The organism is Paeniglutamicibacter sp. ORCA_105 (assembly GCF_045798545.1).
GTDB classification, from domain to species: domain Bacteria; phylum Actinomycetota; class Actinomycetes; order Actinomycetales; family Micrococcaceae; genus Paeniglutamicibacter; species Paeniglutamicibacter sulfureus.
Genome location: NZ_JBIXLM010000064.1, coordinates 1 through 14,610 on the forward strand (window position 1 = coordinate 1; position 14,610 = coordinate 14,610).

Genomic DNA, 14,610 nt, shown 5'->3' on the forward strand with positions numbered 1-14,610 from the left:
GTCGCTATTGACCCCGAGACGCTTCGTCTTGCCCTCACACACCGTTCCTACGCCTACGAGCATGGTGGCATCCCCACCAATGAACGTCTGGAATTCCTGGGTGACTCGGTGCTCGGCTATGCCGTGACCGACCACCTCTACAAGAATTACCCGGACTTGCCCGAAGGTGATCTGGCCAAGCGACGTTCCGCCGTGGTCAGTACCCGCGCCCTGGCTGGCATCGCCCGTTCCCTTGGCGTAGGGGAATTCATTCTCTTGGGTCAAGGTGAAATCCTGACCAATGGCAAGGACAAGTCGTCCATTCTTGCCGACACGATGGAATCCCTCATCGGTGCGACCTTCCTGAACCACGGGATTGAAGTGGCCAGGCAAATGGTCATGCGCCTGATCCTGCCGTTGTTGCACGACGTGGACGTCCTGGGCGCCGGGACCGACTGGAAAACCGCTATCCAGGAAATCGCCGCAGCCAAGAAGCTCGGCGCCATCGAGTACCGTGTCACGGGCTCCGGCCCCGACCACGCACGTACCTACATCGCCGTGCTCCATATTGGCGGCACTCCGTACGGGCAGGGAACCGGTCCCTCCAAGAAGGAAGCCGAGCAGGAATCAGCGGCAGTGACCTGGAAATTGGTCGGCCCGCAGAACGACTCGGCCAAGGCCAACTAAGCAATGCCTGAACTTCCGGAAGTCGAGGTTGTTCGGCGAGGTCTGGAGGACTGGGTCGTTGGCCGGACCGTCGAAGCGGTCCAGGTCGTAGATCCACGATCGGTTCGCCGACATCTCGGAGGACCGGCTGATTTCACCGCGAGCCTAACCAGGACCAGCATTGGCGCGGCCGTGCGCCGCGGAAAGTTCCTGTGGTTGCTGCTCGACGGATTGCCAAGGCCCAGCGCGTTGGTGGCCCATCTGGGCATGAGCGGACAGCTGTTGGTGGAGGAGCCCGCCGCGCCGGACGAGAAGCACCTGAAGGTGCGCCTTGAACTGTCTCCAGAGGCCAACAAGCCGAACCAACTGCGGTTCATCGACCAAAGAATCTTTGGCGGCATGTTTCTCTCGCCCCTGGTGCCCACCGGTGACCAATTTCCCGGAGGCCAAGGTTCCGAGGCGCCCTGGATTCCAGAGGCCGCTGCTCACATCGCCCGGGATGTCCTTGATCCCGCTTCGACCCCCGAGGCCCTCTACCAGGCCCTGCGCAAGAAAAATACGCAAATCAAGCGCGCAATCCTGGACCAGCAGGTCATTTCCGGTGTCGGGAACATCTACGCGGACGAAGCACTTTGGGCCGCCAAGCTGCACGGTCTGCGCTCCACCGCCACGATCCGCCGCCCCGACGTCGTACGCCTCCACACTGCACTCGTGGACGTCATGGGCCGTGCGCTGGATGCCGGCGGCACGAGTTTCGACGCGCTTTATGTCAATGTCAACGGCGCTTCCGGCTACTTTGACAGGTCACTTAACGCCTATGGCCGCGAAGGCCGGGACTGCCAGCGTTGTGCCGAAGAAGGCGTGGTCTCGGCGATCCGCCGGGATCCCTTCATGGGACGCTCCTCCTACAGTTGTCCCAGGTGCCAGCGTAAGCCCCGCTGAAACCCCTTGAACCCCGTGGATGCCATTCCAGGTTTCCCCCTGCCTGGCCTGGATCCGCGAGAGGCTTCGAATCGCGTTCGCACTGGCTACACACGAGTCCCACTGGCGGAGGCGGCTGACTAGGAGAATGCTCAGTTGGCGTTGGGTAGGATTGATCACATGACTCGTACGCCGCACTTCCTGGTAAACACCCTTGCGCTCAAACGTGGAGGCCTCGTCAAGGCGGTTCGTGAACGCGCCAACGCCCTCGCTGCCCAAGGAACGATGCCAGAAGTCAGGATTGCGGTTTTGGCAGGACAACCCCGGCTCCAGTTGGATGTCGAGGATCTCAAACGTGACGGGCATTTGCATCCCGCAGTGACCGCTTACAGCATCCTGTATACATTGGACCCGTCCACATCGGATAAACGCACCCCCTACGTCCTCGATGAGGGGCCCGGCATCACCGTGTTCCCCACGGGCAGGTCGGGTCGGGAATACAGGTATTTCCGCGACGGCATCTACGAAAAATACGTGCGTTTTGACACGGGTGGCCGGATAGAAGTTGTCGAGTACTTTGATGAGGCCAGATTCCGATATCGGCGTGACGAGATGGACGAGTTCGGTTGCGTTGCACGCCGCCTCACGTACCAGCAGGGCAGTCACAATCCCACCGTTCAAAGATTCTTCGGTCACGACTCCACGTGCTTTCTGACAATTTGGCAGACACCCGGTGATCCCAAATGGGGCGCCTCCTTCCTCCATGGTGAAAACCCGCGTTCATTCGCCACGATGGGGGAACTCTACAAATTTGCTTTCGAGCGGAAACTTGAAAAGGATGCGGCGCCGGCCATCGTCTCGGAGTTCCGGGAGAATCTCCCGAATTTGCCGAGGGAAAATGTGGATGACATCGTCGGTGCGATTCGCCACCCCAACCTTCTCAAGATCATGACGGCCCATAGCAACCATCTGCAACCGCCGTATGTATCCGGCTCTGGAACCAGCCCCAACTGGGCGCGGGCTGGGCGAAACCTTGATGCGTGGGACCGGCTGGTGTTGCTGACGGACGCCCAGAAAAAGGACATGGCGGAGGAATTCGGGCATGACGAAATCATGCAGGTCATTGGTCAGGTTGCGCCTGAGGAATCGAACCGCTCGACCGAAATTGATCCCTACCGTATCGTCCTCGTCGCCAGGATCCACCCAAAGAAACGTCTCGACGAGGCGATGCGGGTCTTTGCCCATATTGCTGCCGCGGAACCCCGGGCTCGCCTTGAGGTCTTCGGTTTTGGCTACAAGGATGCCGAGGAAGACACCTTGGCGGAGCTAATCGATGAATTGGGCATCAAAGACAGTGTCAAATTCATGCCTTTTACGAACAATCCATCGGAAATCTATGCCACGGCGCTCGTGACGCTGTTGACCTCCGCTTCTGAAGGGTTCCCCCTGATACTTCTCGAAAGCATGGCCCACGGGGTGCCGGTTGCCGCCTATGACGCCAATTACGGTCCGCGGGATGTCATCGTTGATGATCGGAATGGCTTTCTTATGCCTTTCGGCGAAAATCGGGCGATGGCGGAACAGGTGCTCGCTTTGATGAAGAATCCCGGCAAGCGAAACGACATGGCCTTGGAGTGCAGGAAAACCTTGATGCGATTCACCAAGGAAAATTTCGTCAAGCGATGGATGGAGATCCTAAACGCTGCTCCCCGTCCCAACCGTATCGTGGGTAAGACGATTGGCCCGATCATCTCGCAGGTTCGGCCCGCAGGAACCAGGGACCTCGAATTCCTCCCAAATGGGGCGATGCCCGACGATCTGGGGCTGATACTCGTGCCGCGGGATTCAAACAAAGTTGTCTCCGCCGCCGCCATTCAGGCTGGAGCGTGGGTATTGCCCTTGGCTGATAGCGCGCCGGGAACAATCTTGGACGTCTTTGCCACCACGAACGGAAACGCAGCGAGAAAACGCGTTGAATTTGGTGACCTCGATCCGGCGACCGTAGTTGGGTGGCGCATCTACCGCACCCAGCATGGCAGTTTGTCACTCAAGCGCGTGTAGCCGACGTCCTCGCCGCTTTCGGGCAGCCAGTTGGCCGCTGTGTAGCGACGACAGGATGGCGAGTTACCGCCTGGTGCCCGGCTGTTTGGACTGGCCGGAATTCATGGCTTGGATGATCGGTGCTGACGCGATGGTAACGTCACGTAGTCGAAAAATATATTTGTTATGAACTTTCCCTTTGCAGTGTTCATCTGTGAGACGGGTAATGTTTGGGACTTATTGAAAACTAAGGGGGTCCCGATGGGACTACGGTCAAAATTGGGAATAGGTAAAAAGAAAAGCACGGATGGTTTGCTGGCGGGAGTTGGTCCAGTTTCGGAGAGTTCGTCACCTATGCCATTTTCTGCTGCTCAGAAGCCAGGGGATTTCGATAACGGCGCGTCGTCCCCGCGCTCGGTGTCGGTCATCATCCCGGTTTACAACGCGATGCCGTATCTGACAGAACTCCTGAACTCCCTCGAAGCGCAAGACATGGCTTCAACCGACTTTGACGTGATCGCCGTGGACGATGGATCCAACGACTTCAGCGGCGAGATTCTTGACGTGTATGCAGCCAGGAATGCGAACTTCCGAGTAATACACCAGGAGAACAGCGGCTGGCCAGGCAAGCCGCGAAATGTGGGCATCGAGGCCAGCCGATCCGAATTCGTGTTTTTCTGCGATGCGGATGACCACCTTGGACCGGAAGCATTGCGTCGAATGGTGGACTTTGCCCGGGCACATTCCTCGGATGTTGTCGTTCCCAAAATGATTGGCGTAGGTGGGCGACGAGTGCAGGCTTCGCTGTTCACGAAGACCGTCGAAGACGTACCCCTACGCACAATCTTGCGCTCCCTCTCGCCCCAAAAACTCGTTCGACGGTCACTGTTGCTGGAGAACAACATCAGGTTTCATGAAGAGAAAGTTCGTTTGGAAGACGGAATCGTCATGTCTGCCTGCTATCTGAAGGCTCGCAAGACTTCAATTCTTGCCGACTATGACTACTACTTCATTCGGACCCGGACAGTCGGAACGAATATCAGTAGTGCACCGATCGAACCCGCAGGCTACGTTCGTTCAATCACCGAGATTTCGAAGAATTTGCTTGATGGCGTCCAGGATAGGGCCCTCGCGGACTTGCTCGTGCTCGACCTATTCAGGCGAAAGGGACTGCGGTTCTATGAGCCTGCCAGGTTCCTCGCGATGGCTCCCCGCGTGCAAAAGCAATGGGTCGTATCCCATGCGGCTTTCATCGATCGTTTTCTTCCGGTGGAGTCACGGCAGAAACTCGACGACGCGGATAGGGAACTGACAGCGCTTATTCACCAGCAAGACCTCGACGCGATCCTGACAACCGTCAAAAAACGAGAGTCCGTCAATGGTCCGATGGAGACCGTTGAGGCAAGAGTCAGTGGCGATGGCGTCAGTTTCCAGCTCTCCAGCCTGGCGCCGTTGAGCAGTGCCGACCTGGTGCTGAAAAACCGTACAGGGACCAAGCAAGTAACGTTCGACGTAGAGGTTAATGGGTCGGCAGTGGATTCTGACAGGCACCTGCACACCGTTTCGATCAGATCTGACGATTTGAAGGCTTTTGGGAAAGAGATCATCGATGTCTGGACGATCGCCCGCGATGCCACCGGCCAGGAAGGCGCTCCGGCACGGACAACTTGTCCGGCAGGGGTCGCCCTCCCGCCGCCAGTGTCGGGCATCCGCGTTTACGCCACGGTCCACGGCAGCCTGAGCTTGGACCTCCGGAAATAAACCGAAAACACTGGCGAGTCCGCAGCGGGCGGTTTCATGGATACGATTCATCGCTTTCACGAAACCGCCCGTTGAGTCGCCGGGGGAGCCGCTCGTTGTTGACCGTAGTCATTCAGCATCCAACCAACTGTCGACTCTTCAGCTGCCCATGACTTCTCTGACTACATCGTCGTTGAACGGCGTCCATGCCTCGACCGCCCATGGGCCAAAGGGTTTGTCGGTCAAAGTCACACAGGCCGCACCCAGTACCGGGTCGACCCAAAGGAACGTTCCAGCCTGACCAAAGTGTCCGTAGGTTTCCGGCGAGTTCAGCGTGCCGGTCCAGTGCGGGGACTTTTCCGACCGGATTTCAAAACCCAGTCCCCAGGTGTTGTTCTTTTGCCGTCCGTAGCCGGGGAGGATCCCGGGAAGGTCCGGGAAAACCACGTGGGTTGCCTGGGAGTGGGTTTGGACGTCCAACAGCGTCGGGTCCTGCAATTCGGCCGCGAACGTCATGAGATCGCCCAGGGTCGAGACGCCGTCCGCTGCGGCGCTGCCGTCCAGGGACGTGGAGTCCATGCCGAGCGGTTGCAAGACGGCTTCGCCCAGGTAGTCGGCGAATCTCATGTCGGTGGCTTTCTCCAGTGTCTCGGCCAAGACCTCAAAGCCGGCATTCGAATACAGGCGCCGGTCACCAGGGGCAAAGCGCACCTTGCGTTCGGCAAAATCGTAACCGGAGGTGTGGGCCAGGAGATGCTTCACGGTGGAGCCTTCGGGGCCGGCCGGCGTGTCGAGCTCGAAAGCTCCCTCCTCCACCGCGACCAGAAATGCGTAGGCACTGAGCAGCTTGGTGACTGAGGCAAGTGCAAAGCGGTGCTCAACATCGCCGTGTGATCCCAGGACTGCGCCGTCGGCGGCAACCACGGCCGAAGCCGCCTGTGTCGAAGGCCATGAATCGATGGCCGAAAGACTCTTCAAAGGGTCTTCTCCTAGCATTCTTGATGAAAATACCTGTATGCCGGGCTTGACCTACGCTCTTGAGCCAACCTGACTCGATAGTATGGAAGGCAGCCCTCCGACCACTTTAGTCACCAATTAGCCAGGACGCTCCCACGTGCATTTGAAAACACTCACCGTTCGCGGATTCAAGTCGTTTGCCTCGGCAACGACCTTTGAATTCGAACCGGGTGTCACCGCCGTGGTCGGCCCCAATGGTTCGGGCAAGTCAAACGTTGTCGATGCACTTGCCTGGGTCATGGGGGAGCAGGGCGCCAAGACCTTGCGTGGCGGCAAGATGGAGGATGTCATCTTCGCCGGCACCTCCGGCCGCGCGCCGCTTGGCCGCGCGCATGTCTCCCTGACGATCGACAACAGCGACGGTGCGCTTCCCATCGAATACGCCGAAGTCACCATTTCCAGGACCCTGTTCAGGGCGGGCGGCTCCGAGTACGCCATCAACGGCAATTCATGCAGGCTCCTGGACATCCAGGAACTCCTCTCGGACTCCGGCCTGGGACGGGAAATGCACGTGATCGTCGGCCAAGGACAGCTTGACCGAATCCTGCATGCCACGCCCGAGGACCGCAGGGGCTTCATCGAGGAGGCCGCCGGTGTGCTCAAGCACCGTCGGCGCAAGGAAAAGACCGTACGGAAACTTGACGCCATGCAGGGCAACCTGAACCGGCTCGAAGACCTCACCAGCGAGATCCGCCGCCAGCTCACACCCCTTGGCAAACAAGCCAAGATCGCCCGCCGCGCCCAGAGCGTCCAGTTCGACGTGCGTGACGCCAAGTCCAGGCTCCTGGCCGATGACCTGGTGACCTTGCGCGGCACACTGGAAAAGGACATCGCCGACGAAGCGTCACAGCGGGCCGCCCAGCAAGTAGTCCAGGCCCGGCTCGAGGATGCCCGTGCCGAGCTCACCAAGCTTGAAGTCGCGGCTGCCCACGCCACCCCCGCCCTCAATAAGGCGCGAGACCTCTGGTTTGGGCTGACCTCCACGCGGGAACGCTTCAGGTCCCTGGGTGCCCTGTCAGCGGAACGCTCCCGCCTGCTCGGAACCGACGGCATTGAAGCCGACCCGAGCCGTGATCCCGACCGGCTCGAAGCACAGGCTGAGCGACTGCGCGAAGAGCTGGAGGAACTCGAGGAAAACCTCGAGATTCGCCAGGAGCTGCTTGAGGAAGCCCTCGAGGCCAAATCGCAGGCCGAGGAAGCAGCACATGCCGAACAACAGCGCCTGACCACTGAATTGCGGGTGGCAGCGGACCGCAGGGAAGGGCTCGCCCGGCTCGCCGGGCAAGTGGGCGCCTCCCGCAGCAAGGTCGAAGCGGCAGAAGGTGAATTGGGCAGGTTGCGCGAGTCGCTTCAGGGCTGGTCAGCGCGTCGCGAGGGTACCGCCAACGAGTTTGCCGCCCTTGAGCAACAGGCGGCATCCGTCCAGGACGGAGAGGAAGACCTCGATACGGCCTATGAACATGCTGCTGACCGCCACGAGGCGCTGGTAGCCCAGATGGATACCCAACGCCGGACTGAACAAGAACTTGCCACGCAATTGGGTTCCCTGCGCGGAAGGCTTGAGGCGCTGCGCGAGGGGGCCGTCCGCAAGGATGCCTCGGAAGATATCCTGGCCGGCGGGCATGAAGGCCTGCTGGGGCGCCTCTCGGAACACCTCGAAGTCGAGACGGGCTATGAGATTGCCGTTGCGGCCGCCTTGGGCCCGATTGCCGAAGCCATTGCCGTCCAGGAACTGGACCACGCCCTGGAGATCCTGGGCGGGCTGCGCGCATCAGAGGGAGGACGCGTCCATCTGGTCAGTGGAAATCTTGACGCCTCTGCCCACGGCATATCGCCTGCGTCTTCGGGGAAGCATGTATTGGACGTCATCAGTGCACCCGAAGCATTGCGCGGCACGTTGGCACACCTGTTGGGAACCACGGTGGTCGCCACGGACCTTGCCGAGGCGAAGCATTTGTTGTCACAGGATGCAGGTACCCGGGCAGTGACACTGGCCGGTGACATTCTCACTGCGGGTTCTGCCAGTGGCGGCACCACTGCCGCCCCTTCGCTGATAGAACAGAACGCGGCCATCGCCGAAACCGAAGCCGAACTGGCTCTGATTGAGGAACGCCTTGGTTCCTTGCGCCTGGAGGCAGCTGACCTCACCGCCGGGCTCATGGCCGCCGAGGAGGCCGCAGACACGGCATTGAGCCGTTTGCACGATTCGGATGCGAGGATCTCGGCCGTAGCCCAGCGCATGGAGCACCTGGGATCCCTGCTCCGCCAGGGCCAGGACGAACGCGAGCGCCTCGAACAGCAGATTGCCATTGCCCAGGAAAAGCTGGAAGTGGAGCAGGAGAAGCTCGCCGAACTCATTGAGCGCCTGGACATGGCCCAGGAGTCACCAGAGGAACACGGACCCGAGACCGACCAGCGCGATGAACTGGCGGCCGCCGCCTCAAGCGCGCGGCAAAAGGAACTGGATGCCCGTCTGGCCCTGCGCAGCGCGGAGGAGCGTGCCAACGGGCTGCGCGGTCGGGTCGAGTCCCTGAAACGTGCGGCGGAAACCGAACGCCGGGCACGTGCCGAGGCGCAACGCCGGGCCGAGATCCGCCGCAAGCAGGCCGCCGCTGCCCGCGAGGTCTCGGCCAAGGTCGAACGCGTCGTTTCGTTCATGGATATATCGATCGAGCTGGCCGACCGGGAGCGGGAAGAGTTCCAGGCCCGGCGCGAGGAACTGGAAGCCGAACTTTCCCTCGTGCGCGGACGCGTCGACAAGCTGGGCCATGAGTTGGCGGAGCTGACGAATTCTGTCCACCGCGACGAGATGGCTCGGGCAGAACAGCGCATGCGCATTGAATCGCTGGAGAACCGATCCATAGAGGAACTCGGGTTGACCAGCGAGCACCTCATTGAGAACTTCGGTCCGCACCTGCCGGTTCCGCAGCCCGCTGCCGAGGACGACAAATGGGCTGCCCTGCGCGCTGAAGTAGATGACGAGGGCAACGCCATACCCGAAGGAATCCCGTTTGACCGCGTCGAGCAGGAAAAAAGGCTGAAAAGGGCCGAACGGGATCTTGCTGCGTTGGGCAGGGTCAATCCGCTGGCGCTGGAAGAGTTCGCTGCGCTTGAGGAAAGGCACAAGTTCCTGACCTCGCAACTGGAGGACCTGCGGAAGAGCCGCAAGGACCTGCTCGATATCATCAAGGACGTCGACGAGCGCGTGGAGCGTGCCTTCACGGAGGCCTACAACGACACCGCGGCACAGTTCGAGCGGGTCTTTGGGAGATTGTTCCCCGGGGGAGAAGGGCACCTGGTCCTCACGGATCCGGAGAACATGCTGACCACCGGCATTGAAGTGGAAGCCCGTCCCGCCGGGAAGAAGATCAAGCGGCTTTCCTTGCTCTCCGGTGGCGAGCGTTCGTTGACTGCCGTCGCACTGTTGGTGGCGATCTTCAAGGCACGTCCGTCACCCTTCTACGTCATGGATGAAGTGGAAGCCGCGCTGGACGACACCAACCTGGGTCGCCTGATCACCATCTTCGAGGAGCTGCGCGAATCCAGCCAACTCATCGTGATCACGCACCAAAAGCGCACCATGGAAGTGGCAGACGCGCTCTACGGCGTCACCATGCGTGGAGACGGCGTTTCCATGGTGATCAGCCAGCGCATCGAACGCGAGGATGCACAAAGCGCCTAAGGCAGCGTTCCCGCTGATCGTCGCCCCCCTGGGGTTCGGGGAGCTTCCCTTTCCGATGTGGGCTGGCCACGCTATTGCCTGTCGTCGAGCCCGTCCCGGAAAGGGCCGGGCTCGCTTGCCGCTGTTGAGGATTCGTTGGCAGCAGCCGGACGCTTTTCCTTCACCGGCAACCACGCAATGACCCCCATCAGACCCAGGGCGCCACTGACGGTGAATGCCCACCCGAAGCCTGCCCGGTCGGCGATCAAGCCGGCCAGGATCGGACCGATGATGGAGCCGAAGTCGGTTGCCATCTGGAAGGTGGCCATGACCTTTCCGCCGTTGCGGCCCTGGCCGACCACGTCGGCGATCGCTGCCTGCTGGGCCGGGCCCATCAGCCCCGTCCCGAGGCCTCCGATGACCGACAAGGCGATAAAGAGGGGAATGGTGTCGACCCAGCCGATCGCGGCAGTGGCCAGCGAGGCAACGGTCAGCCCGACCAGGATCGGCAGGCGGCGGCCGTAGGTGTCGGTGAGCCTGCCCGCCACGGTGAGGGCCGCACCGTTGCCCACGGCGAAGATCGCCAGCGCCAGGCCGGCGAGCAGAGTGCCCTGCGAGGCGAACGCCGCGACGGCGAAGAGCGGAATCAGGGACATCCGCACGCCGAAGGCCATCCAGCCATTGGTGAAGCCGGAAACCAACGCGGCCTTGAAGGACGCCGCACCCCAGGCCTCTGAAAGGGGTATGCGGTCGACCGCCGGGGCCGCCTTTTCCGCAGCCGTCTTCATGGTAGCGCGACGCGAGTGGGAGAGGGAGAAATAGACGATTGAGGCCGCCACCACTAGCGCCCCGCCGTAGATGAAGAAGGGAATCCGGAACCCCATGCCGGCAGCAAGGGAACCGAGCACCGGACCTGCCACGTTGCCGAGCAGGAACGAGCCTGAATACAGCCCGGCGATACGTCCGCGGATTTGCGGCGGCGACATGCGGGCAATTAAGGCCATGGCCGAGACCGTGAACATGGTCGAGCCCAGTCCGCCCAGCCCGCGGAAAATGAGCAGCTGGGTGTAGGACTGGGCAAAGCCACAGAGAATGGTCGAGGCGGCAACGATGAGGACACCGGTGACGTACACGGTCGGTTCGCCGAGCCAATCGGTCAACTTTCCGCTGACTGGGGCAAAGATCAATCGGGCAAAGGCAAAAATGCTGACAATGACGCTGGCTGCGGCAACGCCGACGTTAAAACTCGTTGCGAATTGGGGCAGGATCGGTGCAATGAGCCCGAATCCGAGGGCGACGACGAAGGCGGCCGCGACAAGCACGCGGATTTCACGGGGAACCGACGGCAACTTTTCGGAACCGGCATTAACCGGCTTTTCCGGGAAGTTGGGGGTCGAGGCATTCTTAGGCATAAGTAAGACAAGTTTAGTCTGTGAGAAGCTTGGACGGTGTCAGAACAACTTAACTTGATCATTGTCCTCGTTGCAGTGGTTGCCGTCATCGGTATTGGTGCTGCCTTCTTCCTTGTCCGGGGCCGCAAGGCGCCCAAGGGAACGTACACCGGCCCGCGCGACGCCAACGACCCAGCGCCCACGCTCACCACGGACGCGCCGTCCACCGAAGCCCCCGAAGTGGGGGCCCCGACTGAAACCGCGGAAGCCCCGGCAACGGATGTTGTCGACGAAACCGTCGGCAAGGTCGTCGTCCCCATCGATGTACCCGAGCCCGTCCAAGGACGGCTGGCACGCCTCCGGGCTCGCCTGTCCAAGTCAAACAACGTCCTGGGCAAGGGCCTGCTGGCCCTGTTGAGCCAGGACAAGATTGACGAAGACGTCTGGGACGAAATCGAAGAGACCCTGCTCTTGGCCGACTTGGGGACCGAACCCACCCTGGAACTGGTTGATGCCCTGCGCGAGCGCGTCAAGGTGGAAGGAAGCCGGGACCCCCAGCGCGTCCACGACATGTTGCGTGAAGAACTCATCAAGCTGGTCGACCCGAGCATGGACCGCAGCTTCATCCCGGTTCGCCATGCGGACCGTCCAAACGTGATCATGGTCGTCGGCGTCAACGGCGTTGGCAAGACCACCACGATCGGCAAGATGGCACGCGTGCTGGTTGCCGAAAACAAGGACGTCATCCTTGGTGCCGCCGACACCTTCCGTGCCGCCGCCGCCGAACAGCTTGCGACCTGGGGAGACCGCGTAGGCGTCCCTACGGTCAAGTCCGATATCGACGGCGCCGACCCGGCTTCCGTCGCCTTCGAGGCAGTGAAGGCCGGCATCGAGCAGGAAGTCGACATCGTCATGATCGACACCGCCGGCCGCCTGCAGAACAAGGTCGGCCTGATGGACGAACTTGGGAAGATCAAACGTGTCATCGAGAAGAAGGCCACCGTCGACGAAGTTCTCTTGGTTCTCGACGCCACCACCGGCCAGAACGGCCTGAACCAGGCCAAGGTCTTTTCCGAGGTCGTCAACGTCACCGGCATCGTCCTGACGAAACTGGATGGCACCGCCAAGGGTGGCATCGTTGTAGCCATCCAGCGCCAGCTCGGTGTCCCGGTGAAGCTGGTCGGCCTGGGCGAGGGCCCCGACGACTTGGCGCCATTCGATGCTGCGGCGTTCGTCGACGCACTGCTCGACTGACCCGGCAACGGGGTTCTTGACCAGCTAACTGCCTCAAAGGCGGCCACGGATTTTTTCTTCCGTGGCCGCCTTTGCCATGCGGACAAGGTTTCGGAAACATCACCGAAATGAGTGCGACACCCGCCTTTTACGTCCAGGGGGAATCGGTAACCACCACGAAATGCTTGGCCGTGCCGGACGTAACACCGACAGGGAATTCTTGAATACAGGCGAGAAAGACTCGCAAGCGATTCAGGGAGGCGTTAGACATGGAGCTAACAACGACTCAGGTATGGATGATGGTGTGCGCCGCACTCGTCCTGCTGATGACCCCGGCACTGGCATTCTTCTACGGTGGAATGACCCGGGCCAAAAGCGTACTGAACATGATGATGATGAGCTTCTCGGCCATCGCCCTCGTCACCGTGGTGTGGGTGCTCTGGGGCAACTCCATGGCAGGTGGCGGGGCAAACGTGGGCGGCTTGTTTGGAAACCCGGCAGACGGTTTCGGGATGGGATCAATGCTCGGCACCGATGGCTTCATCGCCGCCGGTTACGGAGCGACCTTCGCGATCATTACCGTCGCCCTGATTTCCGGGGCCGTGGCGGACCGAGCCAAATTCAGCGCGTGGTTGGTCTTCGTCCCCGTCTGGGTGACCCTTGTCTACGCTCCCATCGCCTTCTGGGTCTGGGGTGGCGGAATCCTGGGCGCCGAGGGAGCCATTGGCTCCGTGGTCGGTGAGGCCATTGACTTCGCCGGTGGCACCGTTGTCCACATCAACGCCGGTGTCGCAGGCCTGATCCTCGCGCTCATCCTCGGCAAGCGCCGCGGCTTCGGGAAGGACCCGAGCCAGCGCCCGCACAACATCCCCTTCGTCATGCTCGGTGCCGCGCTGCTCTGGTTCGGCTGGTTCGGATTCAACGGCGGCGCAGCAAGCACTGCCGAGGAGGCCGGCTTGATTTGGGTCAACACCCTCGCTGCGCCCTCCGCCGCCCTCCTGGGCTGGATCCTGGTTGAACGCTTCCGCGACGGACACAGCACCTCCCTGGGTGCAGCTTCGGGCATCGTTGCAGGCCTGGTGGCCATCACCCCGGCCTGCGCCAACATCAGCCCCGTCGCGGCCCTTGGCCTGGGTCTCATCGCCGGCGTTGCCTCTGCCCTGGCAGTCGGCCTGAAGTACCGCTGGGGCTACGACGACTCCCTGGACGTCGTCGGCGTGCACCTGGTATCCGGGATCATCGGCACCCTCGCCCTGGGCTTCATCGCACTTCCCGTCGACGGGATCGGCGGCGGCCTTTTCTACGGCGGCGGATTCGCCCAGCTCTGGGCCCAGATCGTTGCCTGCGTCGTGGTCATGGCCTTCACCGCCATCATGACAACCATCATCGGCCTGGCAATCCACAGGATCATGGGCTTCCGCATCAGCACCGAAGAGGAAATCGCCGGCATCGACCTGATGCAGCACGCAGAAACCGGCTACGAGTTCGGCGGCCTGGGCACCGGTGGAACCTTCGTTCCCCACCCGGCCACCTCGGCACACCTGAAGTCCTCCGCAACCGAAAAGGATGCGGCCCGAGCCAAGGAAGAGGTCAGCGCATGAAACTCGTGACAGCCATCATCCGACCCGAAAAGACCGACGAGATCCGTGAAGCACTGGAAAACTACGGAGTCCAAGGCATGACCATCAGCCAGGCCAGCGGGTACGGCCGGCAGCGCGGCCACACACAGGTCTATCGTGGGGCCGAATACACGGTCGACCTGCTGCCCAAGGTGCGCCTTGAAGTCCTGGTGGAGGAGAGCACCTGTGACGACATCCTGGACGTCCTGATCTCCACCGCGAACACCGGCAGCGCCGGAGACGGAAAGATCTGGGTCACCAATGTCGAGGAAGTGATCCGGGTCCGTACCGGCGAACGCGGCATGGCAGCCGTCTAGAAATCCCATAAGCGGGATCGACGCCC

The 14,610-nt window shown here is 61.3% G+C and carries 10 protein-coding genes; 8 read left to right on the forward strand and 2 right to left on the reverse strand.

From position 1 onward, the window contains the following. The 4 genes from rnc to ACIPUB_RS19420 all read left to right on the forward strand — a co-directional run. A partial coding sequence (gene rnc, locus ACIPUB_RS19405; protein WP_407608880.1) for a ribonuclease III occupies positions 1–666 on the forward strand: 666 nt, incomplete at its 5' end. A 3-nt stretch (positions 667–669) separates the two neighbouring features. Next, complete coding sequence (mutM, locus tag ACIPUB_RS19410; protein ID WP_407608881.1) at positions 670–1,587, forward strand: bifunctional DNA-formamidopyrimidine glycosylase/DNA-(apurinic or apyrimidinic site) lyase; 918 nt, start codon at positions 670–672, stop codon at positions 1,585–1,587. A 159-nt stretch (positions 1,588–1,746) separates the two neighbouring features. Then, the gene (locus tag ACIPUB_RS19415) at positions 1,747–3,627 is read left to right on the forward strand and encodes a glycosyltransferase (RefSeq protein ID WP_407608882.1); all 1,881 of its coding nucleotides are present in this window, start codon (positions 1,747–1,749) and stop codon (positions 3,625–3,627) included. A 333-nt stretch (positions 3,628–3,960) separates the two neighbouring features. Beyond that, positions 3,961–5,367 (forward strand): glycosyltransferase family 2 protein, encoded by a 1,407-nt coding sequence (locus tag ACIPUB_RS19420; RefSeq protein ID WP_407608883.1) that lies wholly within the window; start codon positions 3,961–3,963, stop codon positions 5,365–5,367. 138 nt (positions 5,368–5,505) lie between these two features. Here the strand turns inward: ACIPUB_RS19420 and ACIPUB_RS19425 are convergent, their stop codons facing one another. Then, on the reverse strand, positions 5,506–6,324 hold the full coding sequence (locus ACIPUB_RS19425; protein WP_407608884.1) for a serine hydrolase domain-containing protein: 819 nt from the start codon (positions 6,322–6,324) through the stop codon (positions 5,506–5,508). Between the two features lie 136 nt (positions 6,325–6,460). Here ACIPUB_RS19425 and smc point away from each other — a divergent pair, with 136 nt between their 5' ends. Next, on the forward strand, positions 6,461–10,045 hold the full coding sequence (gene smc, locus ACIPUB_RS19430) for a chromosome segregation protein SMC (RefSeq protein WP_407608885.1): 3,585 nt from the start codon (positions 6,461–6,463) through the stop codon (positions 10,043–10,045). A 71-nt stretch (positions 10,046–10,116) separates the two neighbouring features. Here smc and ACIPUB_RS19435 read toward each other — a convergent pair whose 3' ends face one another. Then, on the reverse strand, positions 10,117–11,436 hold the full coding sequence (locus ACIPUB_RS19435) for an MFS transporter (RefSeq protein ID WP_407608886.1): 1,320 nt from the start codon (positions 11,434–11,436) through the stop codon (positions 10,117–10,119). 36 nt (positions 11,437–11,472) lie between these two features. Between ACIPUB_RS19435 and ftsY the strand changes: the two genes are divergently transcribed. From ftsY to ACIPUB_RS19450, 3 genes are all read left to right on the forward strand, one after another. Then, positions 11,473–12,669, forward strand: a complete 1,197-nt coding sequence (ftsY, locus tag ACIPUB_RS19440; protein WP_302265935.1) for a signal recognition particle-docking protein FtsY — start codon at positions 11,473–11,475, stop codon at positions 12,667–12,669. Positions 12,670–12,917: 248 nt separating this feature from the next. Beyond that, positions 12,918–14,249, forward strand: coding sequence for an ammonium transporter (locus ACIPUB_RS19445; RefSeq protein ID WP_407608887.1), 1,332 nt, complete (start codon positions 12,918–12,920; stop codon positions 14,247–14,249). Continuing rightward, entirely contained in the window at positions 14,246–14,584 is a 339-nt protein-coding gene (locus ACIPUB_RS19450) for a P-II family nitrogen regulator (protein WP_407608888.1), read from the forward strand. Before ACIPUB_RS19445 ends, ACIPUB_RS19450 begins: the two co-directional genes overlap by 4 nt. Positions 14,585–14,610 lie beyond the last annotated feature (26 nt).

Bases quoted from the DNA above. Each gene is read 5' to 3' on its own strand.
- mutM (WP_407608881.1), top strand. From the start codon at position 670: ATGCCTGAACTTCCGGAAGTCGAGGTTGTTCGGCGAGGTCTGGAGGAC.
- ACIPUB_RS19420 (WP_407608883.1), top strand. From the start codon at position 3,961: ATGCCATTTTCTGCTGCTCAGAAGCCAGGGGATTTCGATAACGGCGCG.
- ACIPUB_RS19450 (WP_407608888.1), top strand. From the start codon at position 14,246: ATGAAACTCGTGACAGCCATCATCCGACCCGAAAAGACCGACGAGATC.
- ACIPUB_RS19445 (WP_407608887.1), top strand. From the start codon at position 12,918: ATGGAGCTAACAACGACTCAGGTATGGATGATGGTGTGCGCCGCACTC.
- ACIPUB_RS19435 (WP_407608886.1), bottom strand. From the start codon at position 11,436: ATGCCTAAGAATGCCTCGACCCCCAACTTCCCGGAAAAGCCGGTTAAT.
- ACIPUB_RS19415 (WP_407608882.1), top strand. From the start codon at position 1,747: ATGACTCGTACGCCGCACTTCCTGGTAAACACCCTTGCGCTCAAACGT.